Origin of the sequence: Photobacterium lucens (assembly GCF_009873615.1) — a bacterium.
GTDB classification, from domain to species: domain Bacteria; phylum Pseudomonadota; class Gammaproteobacteria; order Enterobacterales; family Vibrionaceae; genus Photobacterium; species Photobacterium lucens.
The window spans coordinates 1-18,669 of sequence record NZ_SSMG01000031.1 but is presented as its reverse complement, the minus strand read 5'-3'; the positions used below and the strand labels follow the sequence as shown (position 1 = coordinate 18,669).

The following is an 18,669-nucleotide window of genomic DNA, read 5'->3' as shown; positions in this document are numbered from 1 at the left end:
GTTATTAATATAGTTGTTATGCATCAAGGAGAGAACATGAACAAGATTAATATTGAACAAAAATTTTCTTTATTCACTGAAAAGTGGACTCCTAAAGTAATTGCTCAGTCAAATGGTCAGCTTGTAAAAATAGCGAAGGGTAAAGGGGAGTTAATTTGGCATTCTCATGATAATGAAGATGAATTATTTATTGTTTTCAAAGGTAAACTAACGCTTAAGTTTAGGGACGGTTCCGTTAGTTTAAATCCCGGTGAACTTTATGTTGTACCCAAAGGTGTAGAGCATTGCCCGGTGGCTGATGAGGAAACCCATTTCTTAATGGTAGAGCCTGCAAGCACCGCTCATACTGGCTCTATTAAGTCAAAAGAAACTGTCGAGTTCAGTGATCAGGAATGGATATGATGGCTAATGGGTCTCAATGCTCCCTTCTAAGTGAGAAGTGCAAGTGACTGCTCCTGAACCAAGCTCTTGCGGAATTAACGGCATTAAGCTAAACGACTTTGTCCTGTTGTTAGTTTAATTACTAGCATGTTAGCTGTACGATCTCGTACAGCTAATCAATTGTAGTTTAGTTTTTCTCATACTGATCCAAATCGAACAACTTATCTCTAATTGCCCAGAATCGACCATTCTTGCGAGCGATGACTATCTCTGGAGGACGTAAACGGTGCTCGTTATTGGCAACCTTGGTTGGAGCAGTATCAGTAAATGGGCGATGACGATCCACTAAATGGGGATTAATAAAACGCTTTAGAAATTCTTGTTTCTGGGTTTTATTGGAAAGCGTCCACACTTCGTTGATCTCATTACCTTCATCACCGATATAGACCACTTTAAGCTGCGGTTTATCAAACTTGTTTTTACCCGGCTCTAAACGCATGTCGGTACATTTCATGATCATGGCATCTTTTAGCTTTAACGCATCACGAAGCTTTTTATCAGGATCAACCATGACAGCGTCACATTGGTGGCAACGTCTGGCGGCAATATCATTATCAGCGCCACATTCTTCGCAGTATTTAGCACGGAAACGATAACCGCATTCTTCACGTTCACCTGTTTCATCGTCTTCAAAATAGCCTTGGCAACGACGACCATAATGCTCAACTAAGAACCCTGCGGGATCGAGTTTGCCCCAAAAGCTGTTTTTAAAGCCGCAAGCAGGGCATGGCACCATGACGACTTCACTTTCACTATTCGGTTTAGGATCGCCAACTTCAGGTTGGTATAAATCGTAACAGTTGCCGGCATATTCCAGCACTAAACAATCTTCTTTGCCTTTGGATAGACGTAAGCCTCGACCAACAATCTGTTGATATAGGCTGATAGATTCTGTTGGGCGCAAAATAGCAATTAAATCCACATGGGGCGCATCAAAGCCTGTGGTTAATACTGATACGTTAACAAGGTATTTGATTTTCTGATCTTTGAAATCGTTGATGATGCGATCACGCTCTTCAATGCTGGTATCACCAATCACTAAAGCGGCATTTTCGCCAGCCAGATACCCCATGATCTCTTGGGCATGATTAACGGTTGAAGCGAATATCATCACGCCTTTACGATCTTTGGCGTAGTCGATGACTTGTTCGATGATCATCGGTGTCGCACGCCCTGATTTCTCAATCACGCTATCTAAATCGGCTTCTTTATAGTGTCCTGTCGAAGAGGGCGTTAGCGATGAAAAATCATAGCCAAGTACGGCCATATCCATCATTTTAGGCTCGGTTAAAAAGCCTTCGTCTAATAAATAGCGGATCGGTAGTTCAAAAATACAGTCACGGAAGAAGCGATCTTGCTCGGTACGCACTTGACCACGAGTATGGTATTTGTAAATCCATCCCATACCTAAACGATAAGGGGTAGCTGTTAAGCCAAGGATCTTAATGTTTGGGTTTACTTCTTGAACGTGCTTGATGACCTTGCGATACGCGCTATTTTCATCGTCGGGAACACGGTGACATTCATCAATAACCAGCAGTGAAAATTGCTCTTTGAATTTATCTAAGCTATTTGCCATAGATTGTACCGAGGCAAAGACCACTTGTTGGTCGGTTTCTTTTCGTCCTAATCCTGCTGAGAAAATCGCTGCTTTTAAGCCATAACTTTCGTATTTGGCGTGGTTTTGCTCCACCAGCTCTTTAACGTGGGTTAACACCAATACACGACCACGAGCAATGCGGGCAAGTTCAGCTACTACGAGGCTTTTACCTGCACCTGTCGGTAAGGTCAGTACCGCAGGGGTATTGTGTTTGCGAAAGTAATGAAGGGTGGCATTTACGCTATCTTGTTGATAAGGACGAAGAGTATACATAACACGGTACTGGATTAGCTAAAAACCTGACTAGTGTACATTTAACCAGTGGTTTGGCAAAGCCTTTCATTGATGGTGAGAACGTGTCGCTAAATGCAGTGTTTTGCCTCTATCTAGTAGTGTTTAGTAACTATTGGTAAACTTTGCTTACATTTACGAATCAATAAGGTTTTTGTATGTTCGAGAAAACGTCGAATGTTGTTCTTAAGCGGAGCTGTACGGCATTAACGCTATCCGCAATCATGATGTTGTCGGGCTGTAGTCAACCACCAAAGTTAGAAAAAATTGCAGGTTTTGCTGAAGGTACGACTTACCATGTGAGTTACTGGTCGAAAGACGAAGTTTCACCTTCAAAAGTTAAAGCACAATTTGATACAGCGTTAGCGGCAATTGATAAAGAGTATTCGACTTATCGTAACGATTCGTATATTTCGAAATTCAATAAAAGTACGTCTACTGAATGGCAACCTGCGTCGAAAGATTTCATCTACATGGTGTCTTTAGCGCAGTCGATTAATAAAGCTAGCCACGGCTGTTACGATCCGACGATTCAGCCGCTATACAAACTTTGGGGTTTCCAAGGTGAAACACTGAATGTGCCAACGGCTGCTCAAATTACTAAGATCCGTGATGATATGGGTATCGATAAGATTGAAATCGATCCTGAGCACTTACGCATTCGCAAAACCATTCCTCAACTTCAACTTGATTTATCGTCAATGGGTGAGGGTTATGCGATCAGCCGTTTAAGTCAGATCCTAGAATTTGATGGTGTCGAGAACTACTTGGTTGAGTTCGGTGGCGATATGAAGATCAAAGGTCATAAGCCAATGGGTGAAAAATGGCGCGTGGCAATTGAACAGCCTATAGCGTTGAAAGACGGTATTCGCCCGTATCAGATCGTGACAATCAATGATGAGAATGGTGTATCGCTAAATACGTCAGGCACTTACCATCATAATTTCAAAGATGGTAAAAAAGACTATTCACACATTTTAGATCCTCGTACGGGTGCGCCAATTACTCACGATTTAGTGTCGGCTTCTGTGTTTGGCACTAACCCTGTTGAAGGCGATGCGTGGGCAACAACCATGCTGTGTTTAGGTCCTGATGAAGGCAAAGCTGTGGCGAATGAAGAATCATTACCTGTTTACTACATTCAAGATGTGAACGATACCTTTAAGAGTTCGAAGAGTAATGCACTAATTCATTATAAGAACATTACGTTAAGCCAGCAGAAGTAATGGCTGAAATATAGCTATCAAAGAGTCTTATCTGGATAGATCATCTAGATAAGACTTCTTACATTTATAATCCAGCTAAAATTTATATCTAGTGTTTAACCTCTACTGATGTTTATTGAAGGTACTAGATATGAAGCTCAATTTATTTATCCTTTCTACTGTGACTGCTTTATTAATTCAAGGATGTGGCGGTAGTAGTGACAATGACAGTAAAGATCCCACCGCACAAACTGCACGTTATACGCTTGATTTTGATTCTGAGTGGAATGCAACAAACTTTCCGACCAATTATCCTGCTGATCGTCATTTCTCTGGTTTGATTGGGCTTACCCATAATGTGCAAGTAAAGTTATTTGAAGTGGGGCAAACCGCCAGTGCAGGTGTGATCAGTGTTGCAGAGACGGGCTCGAAAACCACGTTAGAGTCTGAAATAGGGGTTATTCAAAATAACGGTAATTCAGGACATATTATTAGTGGCAACGGTATTCCAGCGACAGACGATGATGTCGAAGTGCAGTTTGATATATCACAAGATTATCCACTGGTATCGGTTATCACCATGTTAGCGCCAAGCCCTGATTGGTTTACTGGGGTTGATGGTGTGGCGCTATTTAAAGATGGTAAATGGCAAAACGAAGTAGAGGTGCAATTGTGGGTTTACGATGCTGGTAGCGATAGTGGTATTGATTTTACTGCACCAGATTTTCCGAATTCACCACCAAATCCTATTTCTTTATTAAGTACATTGAGAGTGGATACTGATTTTCAAGATGGTGTGCAGTACCAAACCAAACAACATATCGGCACATTTAAGTTTGAAAGGATAGATTAGTCTTATTAACTATGAAAGGCATGGCTATCTATAGTTATGCCTTTACATTATGAGTAACAGTATTGTGACATGAGTTGACGTTTTTTTATTAAGAGTATTTTACACTTCGAAAAAATTTTAGGTCAGCAACGTGAAGAGTAATACTGCATTTACCGAGCAAAACGATTGTTATGCTGCGGCAAGTTCTATTAAACGCTTTTTATCCGGATTAATGGATCTTCTGGTTTTTAGCGTCATTTCTATCATCCTACTTTATCTTTATAATTTAATACGTTATCAAGAAATATACTCCTTTGGTCATATGATGGGTATGGAATACAACCGAGTGGTATTGAGTATTCTAAATACGGTTTTATTTCTTATTGTTAATTGGTCTTTTTTTAGAGAAGGTCAGACATTTGGTATGCGTTTTGTTGGAACGCAAATAGTGATGAAAAATGGTTTTAAAGCATCAATGATCACTGTAGTACTTAGACAAATATTTTATTCATATTTAGGGATGATGACCTTTATTGTTCCCCCGATTTTATTATTCGCTATTAATGGCTTACTGTTAAAGTTCCATCCATATAAGAGGCTGTTACATGATTTCATTGCAGGCACAATGGTTATTCAAAAGTATTAACTGAATAAGCTTGCTGTTGAAAGGGTTAAAATGTCTCATTAATCTAGCAAATAGATAACTTTGCTTAGGAGGTAAGAAGTAAGAGAATAAGCGCAATTGCAGCGTAAAAGACTAACTTCCACCAACAAAAACATGGGGTAATTTTCTTCATACTTTAAGTATAGAACTAATAAATTTGTCAGTTTAGCTCAGTACGTGTTTTTTGCAGTTTGAGCCAAAAAGACTCTTGGCATCGGCTGGTAAATATTTTCTTTTTCGGTGAAATCACATCTTCTGATGGTTGGGTAATGATTTCGTAATTGATCCAACATTCAGGGCATACAGTATCGTCAAGTATATCTAGCGTTTCATCAAACTCAGTGGTTTTTAACATAACGGCACCGTTACTGAAGGTTGCACACTCTTCTGTATGATGGATCTCTACATCATCTTCAAGGTAAGTGTGTTGCTGTATTTTCCTATCGATAATGGAAGATTCATTAGCGTTAAAAGCTAAAATGTAGGTAATGAGATCGTTCATGTATAAACTTCTTACTGATTTACGATAACAACATTGCTGTCTTAATACGCACTGTTGCCATCGTAAATCAAGGAATGAGAGATAACTAGTGTTTGGTCCAAATACGGGTGTTGAGATCTAAGTCATTCACAATATCGATAACGAACTGTAGATCTTGGGCAATGTCTTGCACCGATTCGAAACTGTCAGATTGAGTAAATAGGGCGGGCTCGAAATAGTTTTTACTGTTGCTGATGGCAATGTAGATATTGTTATCAATAAACGACAGTGAGACTTTGCTTTTCGCTTTGGCGACAAAATCTACCAACCTTTCCATCATCGCTGGGGTTAGCAAGTAACGAGCTTCAATTTGATCATTACTATAAACCGAAAAGTGTTGTTCAAAGCGAGGATCTTCGAGCTTTACACGATCTGATTTACGGTTAAATAATTGTGTGACTGAATCGCTAATCGCTGAGAAAAACGCATTTTTAGCAGGCACAATCAGTGTTTTGCTAGTGAAGTTCTTATTGGCGTCAGCTACAAAGAAAATACCGTTAAAAATGGTTTCCCATTCCTCACGATCTTCTTTTTGGTTTATGCGCTGTTTTTTAACTTGAGTATTGAGTTCTGAAAAACGCAGCGTGGTTTTGCTTATTTTACCTTCTACGAAATCCTCGCCTTGGTAGCTGTCATAATGCGTTGGAAACAGTTGGCTCGCTTGATAGTCATGCTCAGAGATTGCTGAGAGCGGTTGATATTGAAAACTGTCATTGATGTTAGCCAGCAGAGAAGTGATTACCTTTTCTTTATAAGTCACACTGTATTGTTTTTTCTGTTTAGAAAAACGTACCAGCATAAAAAGCGAGATAACAAAGGTAGCGATAATGCCCAATGGCAAGCTGTCGTAATGCAGCGCAAGCGGGATCGCAATAGCAGCGGTTATTGCACCTGTTGCTAAGGCAATCCATAGTTGTTTGATCACATGTTGACGGGTAGATTCAAGGCTTGAGAGTTGTTCTCTTAAGCCTTGTTCGTATAGGGCAGAAATACGATCTTCCATAATAAGACCTAGTGATGATTACTTGTTATTAAACAATGCTGCGGCATCAATGTTTTGGCGTTCTACCTCTGGGATTTCAAACAAAGGTAAGCTCTTTAGGTTCATGCTGTTAGCAATAATGCTAGACGGAAACATTTCTACAGCATTGTTGAAGTCAGTAACTGCGGCATTAAAACTACGACGAGAAGCTGATAATTGCGCTTCAACCTCATTCATTGAACGTAATACAGTATCAATATTCTCGTTTGCTTTTAGCTCTGGGTATGCTTCAACCGCGACACGGAAATGGGAAAGGGCACTACTCATTTGTTTATCTAGCGCAGCTTTTTCATCAGTGCTGGTGGCGCTATTAGCTTGAGAGCGTAGCTCGGTGAGTTCAGTTAATACTGTTTTTTCATGCTGCATGTACGCTTTAGCGGTTTCAATAAGGTTTGGCAGTAAATCAAAGCGTTTTTTCAGCATCACATCAATGCTCGATTCTGCGTTAGCAACTTGGTTTTTCTTACCAATTAATCCATTGCGCATTGAGATATAGATAAAGGCAAGCAGCGCAATAACCGCAATCGTGATAATAAGGCTCATAACATTCCTTGATTTGAAAAGTGAAAAGGCGAGTTTATGCTGATGATTCTAGCTAAGTCGTCAATAGATTCATATGCTTAATCAAAAAAGCCTTGCAATGAATAATGACAATGCAAGGCTTAGAATGCGGATGGTTAGCAATTTTTATGAAGCAACGTGTAGCGGAACGGTGCTTTGAACTAATGTTTTTGTCATTATGCAGAACTGACGGCGCGGTACAAACCCTTGACGTTCATAGAAGGTACGAGCACCGGCATTACCAATATTCACTTCAAGCGATAGGGCTTTGATCCCATCATTTATCACATTTTGTTCTACTTGAGGGAATAGGGCAGAGCCTATGCCTTTTTGTCGCCACTCTGGCTTTAAATAGAATTGATCAATCAAGCCGACCTTACCACCATGCTCTAGGCTAAATGCGTAACTAACAATTAGATGTCCTGCGATTTGGGTTTGACCATTTTCTTCAACTTCAATAAACCAAGCATGGCCTAATTCTGGTGAGGCAAGCAGCTGTTTAACTGCTGCAGAGGTTTGCTCTACCTTTTGTGGCAGGGCTTCGTAAGCAAATAATTCGTCAATCAGTTTAAGGAATGTATCAAGAGATGAAAGTACTGGCGTCGTTAACGAGATTTTCATACGGTGTCCCTAAGTAAGATCTATGGCAACCTTTTGGGTTCTCAATGAACTATAGATCTGAAAGTCTAAATGTAAACGTAATCAAGAACAAAAGCGGTAAGTTATTATATCCAAGTCACTTTTGCTTAATTTGGTACCCTGAACTTACTTGGATATATAAGCCAATAATAGATTGTTTGCATAACAAAACGGTTTCAACTCACTCATAATGAGACAAGAGCCACGAAAAAATGTTCAGATTTTTGAGCTTACTTACATTATGGTTAGTTAGTGAACTCAGCGTTAACCTAGCAAGGTAAACGCTGAGTTCTTTTTTTAGGTAGGTCTGGTGTGATTTAGATCACGCCAAGTTCACGTAGGCGTTCCATTAAGTAGCTATCTGCAGTGTATTTTTCAGACAGCACGACTTCTGGTTTTGGATGCAAAAACAGCGGTAATGAAATGCGTGATTTGGTTTTATCGGCACCTTCAGGATTGATCACTCGGTGAGTGGTAGAAGGGAAGTAGCCATTTGATGCTTCTTGTAGCATGTCACCAATGTTGATGATCAGGTTACCAAAATCACAAGGTACATCGATCCAACTGCCATCTTTAGCCAGTACTTGCAGCCCAGGCTCGTTAGCTGCTGGAAGAATAGTTAATAGGTTAATGTCTTCATGGGCTCCTGCACGAATGGCACCTAACTCTTCATCACCTTTTAATGGTGGGTAGTGCAATACGCGTAACAAGGTTTTTTCGCTACCATCAATCATGCTCGACAGTGGCTGTGAGTAGTTGTCTGAAATATCATTCGGTGAGAATTCTTCAACCCAAGCGAGTAACTCGGTCGCCAGTTCATTGGCTTCTTGGTAATACTGTTGGATTTCTTGCTTCAGTGCTGGTGGACATTGACCCCAAGGGTAGTAGTGGAAGTACTCTTTAATGTCTTTTTTGGTATGACCTTTTGCGGTTTCTGATACTTCAGTCGGGAATAAGCCATCCTGCGTTTCTACATTAAAGAGAAAATCTGACTTTTCTTCACTATTGAAAAACTGGTACCAATTGTCATAGATACTTTGAACTAATTTTTGCTGAATAGGGTGATTTTTTAATACCCCGAAACCGGTATTGCGTAGTGATTCAACAAAGAGCTGTTTCGCATTGTCTGCCGTGTAATCTACCGCTTCTAGTTTCATTATGATGATCCTGACTTTATCTTTTTTATCTATATCCAGCCGTTTTAGGTGACTGGGTATATAGCAAACGTTTAACTGAGCGTGACTATTCTATTTAGGAAACAAAACCGTAACAAGGATGTAGCACGCAAATGTGGGGAAACACAGTGTTCATAGTGGTAAATAATGCTTTTTAGCGTAATTGTTGGTGATTTAATGTGCGTAAAGAAGGGGAAGGCGTATTGAGTTGTTGCTGTTTGATTGCAGTTAACAGAAACAAAACGGTACGTAAGTTTTTAATGCATCTTTGTTATTTGGTCTTATAATACCGACCTTTTGCAGCAAGTAACGGAGCCAGTTAATGAGGCTTGATAAATTCTTAGGTACTACGTTAGGTATCACACGTAAAGAAGCCGGTAAAATTCTTAAAGATCGCATGGTTGAAGTGAATGGTGAAGTTGTTCGTAACGGCTCTGTTCAAGTCACAGATGATTGCGATGTAGAATTCAACGGACGTTCGTTATCGTTGCAAGGCCCTCGTTACTACATGCTGAATAAGCCACAAGGTTTTGTGTGTTCACACGTTGATGATTTCAATCCAACGATCTTCGTGCTGTTTGATGAAATTAGCCCAGAGAAAATGCATGTTGCTGGTCGCTTAGATGGTGATACTACAGGTCTTGTTCTGGTAACGGATGACGGTCAATGGTCACACCGTATTACGTCACCGCGCCATGTGTGTGAAAAAACCTACTACGTTGAAACAGCAGATCCAATTACTGAAGATTACATTCAGCAGTTTGCTGATGGTGTGCAGCTTCGTAGTGAGAAAGAGCTAACTCGCCCAGCGAAGCTAGAAATTCTAGGTGAGAATGAAGCGTTACTGACAATCACTGAAGGTAAATACCACCAAGTTAAACGTATGTTTGCCGCAATGGGTAACAAGGTTGTTGGCTTACACCGTGAGCGTGTCGGTGCTGTTGAGCTTGATGAAGACTTAGAGCCAGGTGAATACCGCCCATTAACGGAAAAAGAGATTGCATCTTTTATTAAATAAACGATTTGTGATGTAAGTTTATAAATTATGTGTTGTAATAAAAGGCATAAGAACAACAACTTAATCGTTGCTTTGTTATTTATGCCTTTTATTTTATTTGTTGATTATTAAATATTCACTAAGCGAATATAATGACAGAAAGGAAATAGCACTTTTCCATATTAGAAAGGTTCTGCTTAAGTCTTTTATCGTAAAATATAGGCTTTTCTTCGAACATCTTACTAATATACCTATAATAAGAGGTGCTATGAACCCGCCAAACAGCTCACGTCTGAGCCTGCAATTGATTTTGATCCTCGGTGCTATTGCTGCATTAACGCCACTGGCTATTGATATGTACCTTCCTGCGATGCCAAGCATTGCTAAAGATTTCCTTGTTTCTCCAAGTCTTGTACAGGTGACATTAACGGCTTACACCACGGGTTTCGCACTAGGGCAGTTAGTCCATGGTCCATTAGCTGACAGTTATGGACGTCGACCTATGTTATTGCTCGGTACTGTCGCTTTCTTCATTCTTACCGTGCTTGGTGCATTAAGTACCAATATTACCGAATTAACCTTTATCCGTGTATTACAAGGTTTTGCTGGCGCAGCAGCTGCCGTGATCATCAGTGCATTAGTGCGTGATATGTTCGAGCGTGAAGAGTTTTCTCGTACCATGTCATTCGTTACTTTGGTAATGACAGTTGCACCGTTATTGGCACCTATGATTGGTGGTCACTTATCGGTGTGGTTTGGCTGGCGTTCTGTGTTTTGGTTCTTGGCTATTTTTGCCGTGATCGTATTGCTTTCGATTATCTTTAAAATCAAAGAAACATTACCAAAAGAAAATCGTATTCCGTTTCATTTCATGTCGATTATTCGCAACTATGCCAAACTGTTAGCAAACCCAATTGTATTGGGGCTGATTTTCTGTAGTGGCTTCTCGTTTGCCGGAATGTTTACTTTCTTAACCGCAGGTTCGTTTGTTTACATTGATATCTACGGTGTGAGTGTGGCGAACTTTGGTTTCTACTTTGGCCTCAACATTGTTGTTCTGATCATGATGACAACGCTAAATGGTCGTTTAGTAAGAAAGAAAGGAACACACTGGATGCTACGATTAGGTTTAGCGATCCAATTGCTTGCTGGCATCATGTTACTGGTAGGTCAATGGTTAAACTTTGGCTTATGGGGCACAGTGTTACCTGTGATGTTCTTCGTAGGTACGTTATCTATTATCGGTAGTAACGCAATGGCGTGTTTGTTAGCCCGTTACCCACAAATGGCAGGTACGGCATCTTCATTAGGCGGCACATTCCGCTTTGGTATTGGTTCACTTGTCGGTAGTATTGTCGCCCTAATGCCAGATAGCACAGCATGGCCAATGGCTGGAACAATGGCGGTGTGTGCAGTTCTATCTGCCGGATTTTATTGGTGCTTAGCGAAAGATGCGTAAGCACGTCGTAAGCTCTATTTATTTTATTGTTTAATGTATTTATGACTTCTTTCTATAACGAAATTCTTAATGTGGTAACGGAAGGGTTATCAACATTGGTTGCCGCACAAGAGGCTGGTAAAACGCAGAAAAACCCAGTGAGTGAAACTGTGTTTTTAAGTGCATGGGTAACGAAGATGATCAAGCAACAACACTTTGATCATTGTGTGTCTAAAACCTTACTACAGTGGCAGAAGCAATCTCGTACTATGGGTAAAAATGCCCAACTTAAAGTGCAATTTGAGCGTATCAAAAATACTCTAAGTGGATTAAATGATACTGACGGTAAATCAACCGTGATTAATGCTGAATTAATTAATGGTTTTTACCAAGTATTGGAACAGGCAGATTGGTTGATCACTAATGAATATGAAGTGAATCGTAAAGTGTCACATCATACTGATGGCCAAGCATCGTTAGTGGTGTGTGCGGCACAATACAAGCAATCCATTGATGAGCAAGGCGCACTGGTGAAGCCATTATCATTCTACGTACGTGGTAATACTCAACAGTTTATTGATTTGGCTTATCAACAAGGCTTGTTGCTATACAAAATCACAGATTACAAATCGAAAGTGAAGTTCCACGGTGAGTTTGTGATTTACCCGGATAACGCAGGGACACAGTTACCTGAATTGCCAACAGTCGTGAACTAATTTCACAACGCTATCGCGATAAAAGCCGCATGAGATTCTTTTAAAGTAGAGTCTCTTATGCGGCTTTTTTGTTAGCTGCGATTAGCGATAGTGCTTATTCATTGCTTGATGATTAATTTGCAGTGGCGTTATCACCCGTTTGTTTATTGGTTTTTGCTGCCAGCCATTTTATCAACACTAGTGCCAATGAAATGCCACCACACAATAGGATGGTGAGTGCTAGATTGCCCATGTTAGAGGCACGCTCTAAACCAAAACCAATGATCAAGTAGTAGAACAAGCCAAGTAATGCGCCCGCACTGCCAAGGTGATGACGGTAATTAACCAGTGCGGTACTAAACAAGTTCGGTAGCGCTAAACCAAATGACAATGAAACTAACGCCATGGGAATAAAGAACCATACTGTTTGTTGTAACAGGTAAACACCGATACCAGCGCTAAGTAACAACACGGTTGATAGCATGACAATAAGATCACCGTTTAGCTTTTTACGTAGTAATCGAATATTGAGCAGTGAGCCTAATATAGATCCGAGAGCTAATACAAAGCTGGTGTTTCCGAAGAACTTCACGCTGGTGCCTAAGTGTTCAAACATAAATGGGGCAATATTGTAGTAAGAGAACAGGGCAATGTTCGCCAGTCCCACCATCAATGCGGTATACCAAATATGGCTGTCACGGATCATCTTATTTGCTACCAGAAATAAGCTATCGCGTTTAATGTGGTTAGGTTTAGTCTCTGGCAGTGCGACAGCTCCCCAAACAAGTAGTAAGCTAAGCATTAGGAACATTGCGGCAAATACCCAACTATAGCCACCGTGTGCGGTTAACCAGCTACCAAGTAGCATTCCAATGACAGGACTAAGACCTATGGTGGTTGCTGCGATTGAGAATATTCTCGCTAAACTCGCACCTTCAAAGCTGTCTCGTAAAATGGTTTGAGTACATACCGAGCCAACTGCAGCACCAAAAGCACAGGTACCAAAGCCAATTAATAGTGCTTGAAAGCTTGTGGCGAAATAGCAAAACAATGCTGATGCAATACACACCACTAAACCACTTAAGGTTGAACGACGACGCCCAATCACATCACACATGGTTCCCCAAAACACCACCCCGAGCGCAAAGACCATAAAGAAGATCGATAATGCTTGGGCTGCTTGCGTTGTCGTCACTGCAAAGTGATTTTTAATTGATGTTAGCGCAGGGCTATACATGGTTTCTAATAATTGTGGAAACATTAAAAGCGCAACGGCTAACAATGTTGAAATGTTTTTTGTGTTCATGACTTCCTCTTGTGCTTTGCCTTCCACACCCAAAACTTAGTGAAAACTGTATAGGTGGCGATGGGTAAGCTGCTATGTCATCGCTAGTGAATGAACCGCGAGACTGTTATTTCAATGAGGGAAAGTATAAAGTGGGTGATGAATGGTCTGATATTAACATTGGAACAATAAATATCATTTTAAGGACAGTTTTAGCTCAAGGTAAGTAAAGAAAAAGGGTAAGGTAATGGCTTTTATTACAGACGGTGACAGGTTTCATGCTGATGATCATCATGGTTTAGTGATTGGTTTGGCTGCTGATCTGGTTGAACATGACTCTGGCTATCATACCCATAATAAAGATCAGCTATTGTTTTCTCATCATGGTTGTATGGTGATCAGTTTAGATGGGGTGAAATGCGTGTTGCCACCAATGAGGGCTGCTTGGATCCCATCTGGCATTGAACACAAAGCGCAAACCAGCAATGTGACTCAGTATCGATCGTTATATTTTGCTCAAAGCTTGCAATCACGATTACCAAGAACGCTGAAAATTTTTGATATTAATCCGTTAATGTCTGCCTTAATGGAGAGAATGGCATTTTGGTCATTCGATAAGCCTGACGATGAGCAGATCAATGCAGTGAATCTTTTAATTGAAGAGTTAAACCTTGCCGAAGATAACCATCTAAATTTGCCATTGCCTTCTGATCTTCGTTTAAAACATTGGTTGGCTGATATTGATAGTGACGAGTTTACTGCGCCTACATTAGCTGAGCTGAGTCAACACGTGGGCGCAAGTGCGAAAACCATTACCCGTATTTTTAATAAAGAAGTGGGGATGCCCTATCAAAGTTGGCGACAACAATGGCGTTTATTAACTGCAATTGAATTGTTATCTAAAAACTGGCGAATATCAGATATTGCCCACCATTTAGCGTTCTCAAGTGATAGTGCATTCATTAGCTTCTTTCGTGATAAAACGGGTTATACACCAGCAAATTTTATCCGTGATCACAAAAGTTAGCGCTGCTGGTGGATTATTTATCTTGTTGCTTGATTTCAAAGCATATTTGACGCGGTTTTTGCGAAAGAATAACCGTGTTCACACAGTAAAATTGCCCGCATATTGTCTAATGGATTTTTCGTACTAGGTTCTCATCCTTGCAGTTTTCCAGTTGAATCTTCACTTCGCTAAGGCATGATAGATTTATCAATTGTTATTGTTTTTCATATCAAAACTTATTGAGCAAATAACGATAACAATCACTCAAGGCTAACAGATTTATATGGATATTTATGCTTGCTTGTTGTGCTGAGCGCGAAGAGTTTCATCACTCAACGCCATTAGTTTTATCATTTGATGAAGCGCTAACTTTTTTCCCTTTTGAACTCGAATTCTATGATTGGCAGGACAATCTTGCTATGTACCGATCTTACCCTGATGGTCATCGTGAACCATTAGAGGGGAGTTGTTCGTTCTACATTGAACATATTGAGTCGTTAGAGGGCGGGAAAGCATGGATTGCGAGTATTCCTAAGGGGTTAGTGAAACAGGCAAGAGGTTATGCTGATCTTGGGGTATATATGCTTAAGATAGCTGCGATGAGCGAGAAAGCCCGTGAGCTATTACTTCAACGCCCAACCTTACTGTACTTGGTGTGTGAACAATACCCGTTAGATCAGGATGAAGTGCTGGCACTGTGTGAATTAGGTCAACGTAAGATATTAGAACGATTAGGTTTGGCATCAAGCCGTGCTGCGCTACGTTTTCTTGATCGGATTGATAGTGACTTCTCGACTCGTTCGATCGTTTTGATCATTCATCGGCTGTTGGATCCTGATGTTATGTCGTTCCAATTGTTCCGTCATTACAACACCATTACTAACTTAACCTTACAGATTTACCTGCAATGGCCAACGTTAACTGGTACACCGCTAGGGCGTCATTTAGCACGAACCAATCAGCGCGAGCGTTTTCAAATTAACCAAATATTATCGGATGTGTTCCAGCTTGGTTATCGGGTATTAGATGTCGATTCAATTAAACGGATTCATGCTGTGACGTCTTATGAAGAGTTAAGAGCACTGCATGATCGTTGGGTAGTGGCGCAGCATACGATCAACTTTGTCCCTGATGTGAATAGTAATAAGCCTTATGTGATCCCATTTCCTGGTAATAACAATATTGTGCCGATTTGTGATTATCAAGAACTTGAGCAAGAGGGTTTTGAGCAGAATCACTGTGTGTCGATTTACCACAATCGGATCATAAAAGGCGAGTATCTGGTGTACAAAATGTTCATGCCAGAGCGTGTGACGATTGGCTTAAAGCGCCATTACTTTGCTAATGGTCGTCGTAGTGAGATCTATACGGTTGATCAAATTCAAGCTCGTAATAATCGTATGCCGTCATCTGAAACCTTGGAAGCGGTATACGGTTGGTTAGACAGCATGAAGGCTGTTAGGTCATAATAGTCGCCTTATTAATATATCCTAGTCAGTTAGATATGCTTACGAATGACTAGGATATAAGTTAAAGGGTAATAGATGCGGTTATTTCACACCTTACAAAGTTATGCTCCCACGCAAGAAAAAGCACCGCATTCACATGATGATTTTGTGCAGCTTTTCTATATTCATCGTGGTTGTGGTATTGCCAGTAGTGATGATAAGCGCTTTCTTGCGGTGGGTGGACAATTACTTTGGGTGCCTTTACATCGACTGCATTATTTAAAAGTTTTAAAAGATACCCGAGTCAGTATTATTCATGCACATCCTGATGTTATGCCCCATTTTCATGATGATATGGGTGTGATTTCGACGAATCGTTTAATGGTACAAGTGATGGCGGAAATTGATGCTCAGGGGGCGGAGTATGATGAAGCGATCCAATCACATTATCTGGCAGTGTTTATCGATCAGTTAAAGAATCAACGTTATCAAAATGATACCTATCAAAGTCATCAAGATATTGATAAACGCTTATTGCCGATCATTGAAGCACTAACCATACAACCTGATATTAAGCTGTCATTAGATAGCTTTGCTGAGCATTGTGGCGCATCATCAAGAACCTTGAATCGCTTATTTTTAGCCACTTTTGATCAACCATTTCGAGAGCTGAGACAGCAATGGGTGATGGAGAAAGCATGGCAGTTGAGTCAAGCTGGTGTGCCGCATACCGATATTGCATTGGATTTAGGCTACAACAGCTTATCTGCATTTTCTCATGCCTTTAATCGCTTTAAACTAGACAAAGTGTTGGATTAATCCTGCTCATTCAATATAAGTTGGCGCAAAATCACAACCTCCTTGGCGTCTGCTCAAAAGCATCAATCCCACCAGCCTCATAAGATATAGGCACCAACTATGAGGATTGTTGCCATGTCTTTATTTCGTTTAGTTTCTATCAGTTTACTCATGGCGTGTAGCTATTTCTTTGCGTCGGATATGTACACGCCGAGCTTACCTGCGATGTCTGGCGCATTGAATGTGTCATCGACTGCTGTACAGCAAACAGTGAGTGTGTTCTTTATTGCGCTTGGGATCAGCCAGTTAATTTGCGGCACTATAGCAGAGCGTTTTGGTCGAAAACCCATCGCCTTACTTGGCTCAGTGGTCTTCATTTTTGGCTCTAGCGTATGTTTAGCGTCCCATGAGTTAAGTTGGTTGATTGTAGGACGTGCCATTCAAGGTATGGGTGTGGGCGCATTGTTTCTACTTTGCCGTACAATTTTGCAAGATTCCTTATCAAAAGAGCGCTTAGTCGATGTGCTGTCTTGGGTCAGTATTCTCTTCATGTGTTTACCTGCTTCAACGCCTGCTATCGGAGGCTATTTAGAAAGTCATTACGGCTGGCAAAGTAGTTTCTGGTTCATGCTGGGTTTATCAATCTTACTCTTGGTTGTGATTGGATTGGGCTTAAAAGAAACCCATTTAGAGAAAAATATTCATGCAACGAAGCCGGATGCGATTGTGCGTGATTACACCATGATCGCCACAAATACACAGTTTCTTCGTTATTTGACTATGATCGTGATGGCGAACGGTGGGGCATTGGTGTTCTATTTAATGGGGTCGTTTATTGCGCTGCAGGAGTATCAGATCCCAGCGAAATACTTTGGTATGTCGTCACTGGCAGTGATTGGTTGCAGCTTGTGTGCTCGGATCATTTATGTACGTTTTTTAAAATACCGCCATACTGAGGGGAATATTTTAAAAACAGCCAGTGCCATTATGTTAATCGGTGCGTTGTTCATCCTGTCTAATCTGTATATTCATAGCATTATTACCATTATTGTTGGTATTGGGATTTACTGTTTCGGTGCAGGGTTAACAACCTCAGTGGTAGCGGTCAGTGCACTGTATTTATTCCCTAAACATAAAGGGCAAACGGGGGCGCTGTTTGGCTCAATGCAGATGGTTGGGATCTTTACGTTAACCTTTATTGTTAGCCATTTAGCAAGTGTAGAGTGGGTGATGGCATGTGTACTCATTACGATGGCATTAGTGAATATTTCAGTACAACGCTGGTGGAATGATAATTCTGTCGTGCTTGTAAAAGCTGCAAATTAAAACGGAAATATAAGGGCAACAGGATGGTTGCCCTTGGTTGTTTTATACAAACGGCTGGTTGGTAAATATATCATCGATCATTTCTTGCAAAGGCGCATGATTAGGATGCGCTTTAGCATAAGTACGAAGTCCTGCAATTTGAACTTGGATATAGCGAGCTAACTTTGCAGGATCTTTTTCTTTATCAATCTCACCGCATTCTTGTGCATCAATGATCACCTTTTCAAACTCTGCTTCCATTTGATCAAGTAACTGACACGCTTCATCTAATAGCTCTTGTTGATCACTCGTCAGTTCAGCAATTGTTTTTGCGAGAAAACACAGGCCATTAGGTGCTGTTTTGGGCGTTTCAATGACTAACTGTTCAATAAAACGCTTTAAAGCTGCGAGCGGTGATGGGAGAGTTTGTTGATACTCATTAAGCTCAACGATCCCTTGTTGTAGATAGTTTTGTAGAACGAGTTTAAATAGCTCTTCTTTACTTCCAAATGCTGCGTAAATACTCCCTGATCTCATATCAATCGCATTTTGTAAATCGCGCATTGATGTCGCATGAAAGCCTTTAGCCCAATATAAATTAGTTGCTTTATCAATGACTTGCTGTCTGTCGAACTTTGGAGTATTTGCCATAAGGGTAACTTTTTAAACTATTTTCCAAAATTGTAGGTTGTTGGTTTCTTTATGT

General features: G+C 40.6%; 19 protein-coding genes. 11 read left to right on the top strand and 8 right to left on the bottom strand.

The window, feature by feature from the left end; translation table 11 throughout:
• A partial coding sequence (locus E5A76_RS02615; RefSeq protein ID WP_316247315.1) for a cupin domain-containing protein occupies positions 1-402 on the top strand: 402 nt, incomplete at its 5' end.
• A gap of 166 nt (positions 403-568) precedes the next feature.
• Here the strand turns inward: E5A76_RS02615 and E5A76_RS02610 are convergent.
• Positions 569-2,314, bottom strand: a complete 1,746-nt coding sequence (locus tag E5A76_RS02610; RefSeq protein WP_161118019.1) for a DEAD/DEAH box helicase — start codon at positions 2,312-2,314, stop codon at positions 569-571.
• A 176-nt stretch (positions 2,315-2,490) separates the two neighbouring features.
• On the opposite strand from E5A76_RS02610, the gene E5A76_RS02605 reads away from it, so the two are divergent.
• The 3 genes from E5A76_RS02605 to E5A76_RS02595 all read left to right on the top strand — a co-directional run bounded on the left by E5A76_RS02605 (position 2,491) and on the right by E5A76_RS02595 (position 5,015).
• Positions 2,491-3,558, top strand: coding sequence for an FAD:protein FMN transferase (locus tag E5A76_RS02605; protein ID WP_161118018.1), 1,068 nt, complete (start codon positions 2,491-2,493; stop codon positions 3,556-3,558).
• Between the two features lie 130 nt (positions 3,559-3,688).
• Positions 3,689-4,390, top strand: coding sequence for a spondin domain-containing protein (locus tag E5A76_RS02600; protein WP_161118017.1), 702 nt, complete (start codon positions 3,689-3,691; stop codon positions 4,388-4,390).
• A gap of 130 nt (positions 4,391-4,520) precedes the next feature.
• Positions 4,521-5,015: an RDD family protein gene (locus E5A76_RS02595; RefSeq protein ID WP_161118016.1), complete on the top strand. Its 495-nt coding sequence runs from the start codon at positions 4,521-4,523 to the stop codon at positions 5,013-5,015.
• 178 nt (positions 5,016-5,193) lie between these two features.
• Here E5A76_RS02595 and E5A76_RS02590 read toward each other — a convergent pair whose 3' ends face one another.
• The 5 genes from E5A76_RS02590 to E5A76_RS02570 all read right to left on the bottom strand — a co-directional run bounded on the left by E5A76_RS02590 (position 5,194) and on the right by E5A76_RS02570 (position 8,973).
• On the bottom strand, positions 5,194-5,535 hold the full coding sequence (locus tag E5A76_RS02590; protein WP_161118015.1) for a hypothetical protein: 342 nt from the start codon (positions 5,533-5,535) through the stop codon (positions 5,194-5,196).
• A gap of 85 nt (positions 5,536-5,620) precedes the next feature.
• The gene (locus tag E5A76_RS02585; RefSeq protein ID WP_161118014.1) at positions 5,621-6,577 is read right to left on the bottom strand and encodes a DUF3137 domain-containing protein; all 957 of its coding nucleotides are present in this window, start codon (positions 6,575-6,577) and stop codon (positions 5,621-5,623) included.
• A gap of 18 nt (positions 6,578-6,595) precedes the next feature.
• A complete protein-coding gene (locus E5A76_RS02580) occupies positions 6,596-7,159 on the bottom strand; it encodes a LemA family protein (protein WP_161118013.1) in 564 nt (187 codons plus the stop codon).
• A gap of 144 nt (positions 7,160-7,303) precedes the next feature.
• Entirely contained in the window at positions 7,304-7,798 is a 495-nt protein-coding gene (locus E5A76_RS02575) for a GNAT family N-acetyltransferase (protein WP_161118012.1), read from the bottom strand.
• A 335-nt stretch (positions 7,799-8,133) separates the two neighbouring features.
• Positions 8,134-8,973: an isopenicillin N synthase family dioxygenase gene (locus E5A76_RS02570; RefSeq protein ID WP_161118011.1), complete on the bottom strand. Its 840-nt coding sequence runs from the start codon at positions 8,971-8,973 to the stop codon at positions 8,134-8,136.
• Positions 8,974-9,313: 340 nt separating this feature from the next.
• On the opposite strand from E5A76_RS02570, the gene rsuA reads away from it, so the two are divergent.
• From rsuA to E5A76_RS02555, 3 genes are all read left to right on the top strand, one after another.
• Positions 9,314-10,009: a 16S rRNA pseudouridine(516) synthase RsuA gene (gene rsuA, locus E5A76_RS02565; protein WP_107166633.1), complete on the top strand. Its 696-nt coding sequence runs from the start codon at positions 9,314-9,316 to the stop codon at positions 10,007-10,009.
• Between the two features lie 247 nt (positions 10,010-10,256).
• The gene (locus E5A76_RS02560) at positions 10,257-11,447 is read left to right on the top strand and encodes a Bcr/CflA family multidrug efflux MFS transporter (RefSeq protein ID WP_053989633.1); all 1,191 of its coding nucleotides are present in this window, start codon (positions 10,257-10,259) and stop codon (positions 11,445-11,447) included.
• Positions 11,448-11,488: 41 nt separating this feature from the next.
• Positions 11,489-12,142 carry a DUF2913 family protein gene (locus tag E5A76_RS02555; RefSeq protein WP_161118010.1) on the top strand — a complete coding sequence of 218 codons (654 nt, stop codon included), beginning with the start codon at positions 11,489-11,491 and terminating at the stop codon, positions 12,140-12,142.
• 112 nt (positions 12,143-12,254) lie between these two features.
• Here E5A76_RS02555 and E5A76_RS02550 read toward each other — a convergent pair whose 3' ends face one another.
• Positions 12,255-13,427 carry an MFS transporter gene (locus tag E5A76_RS02550; protein WP_161118009.1) on the bottom strand — a complete coding sequence of 391 codons (1,173 nt, stop codon included), beginning with the start codon at positions 13,425-13,427 and terminating at the stop codon, positions 12,255-12,257.
• 226 nt (positions 13,428-13,653) lie between these two features.
• Here E5A76_RS02550 and E5A76_RS02545 point away from each other — a divergent pair, with 226 nt between their 5' ends.
• The 4 genes from E5A76_RS02545 to E5A76_RS02530 all read left to right on the top strand — a co-directional run bounded on the left by E5A76_RS02545 (position 13,654) and on the right by E5A76_RS02530 (position 17,984).
• Positions 13,654-14,433 (top strand): AraC family transcriptional regulator, encoded by a 780-nt coding sequence (locus E5A76_RS02545; protein WP_161118008.1) that lies wholly within the window; start codon positions 13,654-13,656, stop codon positions 14,431-14,433.
• 272 nt (positions 14,434-14,705) lie between these two features.
• Entirely contained in the window at positions 14,706-15,881 is a 1,176-nt protein-coding gene (locus E5A76_RS02540) for a PcfJ domain-containing protein (RefSeq protein WP_161118007.1), read from the top strand.
• Between the two features lie 75 nt (positions 15,882-15,956).
• Complete coding sequence (locus E5A76_RS02535) at positions 15,957-16,679, top strand: helix-turn-helix domain-containing protein (protein WP_161118006.1); 723 nt, start codon at positions 15,957-15,959, stop codon at positions 16,677-16,679.
• Positions 16,680-16,793: 114 nt separating this feature from the next.
• On the top strand, positions 16,794-17,984 hold the full coding sequence (locus tag E5A76_RS02530; protein ID WP_161118005.1) for an MFS transporter: 1,191 nt from the start codon (positions 16,794-16,796) through the stop codon (positions 17,982-17,984).
• A gap of 42 nt (positions 17,985-18,026) precedes the next feature.
• Here the strand turns inward: E5A76_RS02530 and E5A76_RS02525 are convergent, their stop codons facing one another.
• Positions 18,027-18,614: a TetR/AcrR family transcriptional regulator gene (locus E5A76_RS02525; RefSeq protein ID WP_161118004.1), complete on the bottom strand. Its 588-nt coding sequence runs from the start codon at positions 18,612-18,614 to the stop codon at positions 18,027-18,029.
• Between the last annotated feature and the right edge of the window lie 55 nt (positions 18,615-18,669).

What these genes read in the sequence shown, in the direction of transcription:
- E5A76_RS02590 (WP_161118015.1), bottom strand. Translation starts at nt 5,535, where the DNA reads ATGAACGATCTCATTACCTACATTTTAGCTTTTAACGCTAATGAATCT.
- E5A76_RS02580 (WP_161118013.1), bottom strand. Translation starts at nt 7,159, where the DNA reads ATGAGCCTTATTATCACGATTGCGGTTATTGCGCTGCTTGCCTTTATC.
- E5A76_RS02525 (WP_161118004.1), bottom strand. Translation starts at nt 18,614, where the DNA reads ATGGCAAATACTCCAAAGTTCGACAGACAGCAAGTCATTGATAAAGCA.
- E5A76_RS02530 (WP_161118005.1), top strand. Translation starts at nt 16,794, where the DNA reads ATGTCTTTATTTCGTTTAGTTTCTATCAGTTTACTCATGGCGTGTAGC.
- rsuA (WP_107166633.1), top strand. Translation starts at nt 9,314, where the DNA reads ATGAGGCTTGATAAATTCTTAGGTACTACGTTAGGTATCACACGTAAA.
- E5A76_RS02610 (WP_161118019.1), bottom strand. Translation starts at nt 2,314, where the DNA reads ATGTATACTCTTCGTCCTTATCAACAAGATAGCGTAAATGCCACCCTT.
- E5A76_RS02605 (WP_161118018.1), top strand. Translation starts at nt 2,491, where the DNA reads ATGTTCGAGAAAACGTCGAATGTTGTTCTTAAGCGGAGCTGTACGGCA.
- E5A76_RS02600 (WP_161118017.1), top strand. Translation starts at nt 3,689, where the DNA reads ATGAAGCTCAATTTATTTATCCTTTCTACTGTGACTGCTTTATTAATT.
- E5A76_RS02585 (WP_161118014.1), bottom strand. Translation starts at nt 6,577, where the DNA reads ATGGAAGATCGTATTTCTGCCCTATACGAACAAGGCTTAAGAGAACAA.
- E5A76_RS02575 (WP_161118012.1), bottom strand. Translation starts at nt 7,798, where the DNA reads ATGAAAATCTCGTTAACGACGCCAGTACTTTCATCTCTTGATACATTC.
- E5A76_RS02550 (WP_161118009.1), bottom strand. Translation starts at nt 13,427, where the DNA reads ATGAACACAAAAAACATTTCAACATTGTTAGCCGTTGCGCTTTTAATG.
- E5A76_RS02535 (WP_161118006.1), top strand. Translation starts at nt 15,957, where the DNA reads ATGCGGTTATTTCACACCTTACAAAGTTATGCTCCCACGCAAGAAAAA.
- E5A76_RS02570 (WP_161118011.1), bottom strand. Translation starts at nt 8,973, where the DNA reads ATGAAACTAGAAGCGGTAGATTACACGGCAGACAATGCGAAACAGCTC.
- E5A76_RS02555 (WP_161118010.1), top strand. Translation starts at nt 11,489, where the DNA reads ATGACTTCTTTCTATAACGAAATTCTTAATGTGGTAACGGAAGGGTTA.
- E5A76_RS02545 (WP_161118008.1), top strand. Translation starts at nt 13,654, where the DNA reads ATGGCTTTTATTACAGACGGTGACAGGTTTCATGCTGATGATCATCAT.
- E5A76_RS02540 (WP_161118007.1), top strand. Translation starts at nt 14,706, where the DNA reads ATGCTTGCTTGTTGTGCTGAGCGCGAAGAGTTTCATCACTCAACGCCA.
- E5A76_RS02560 (WP_053989633.1), top strand. Translation starts at nt 10,257, where the DNA reads ATGAACCCGCCAAACAGCTCACGTCTGAGCCTGCAATTGATTTTGATC.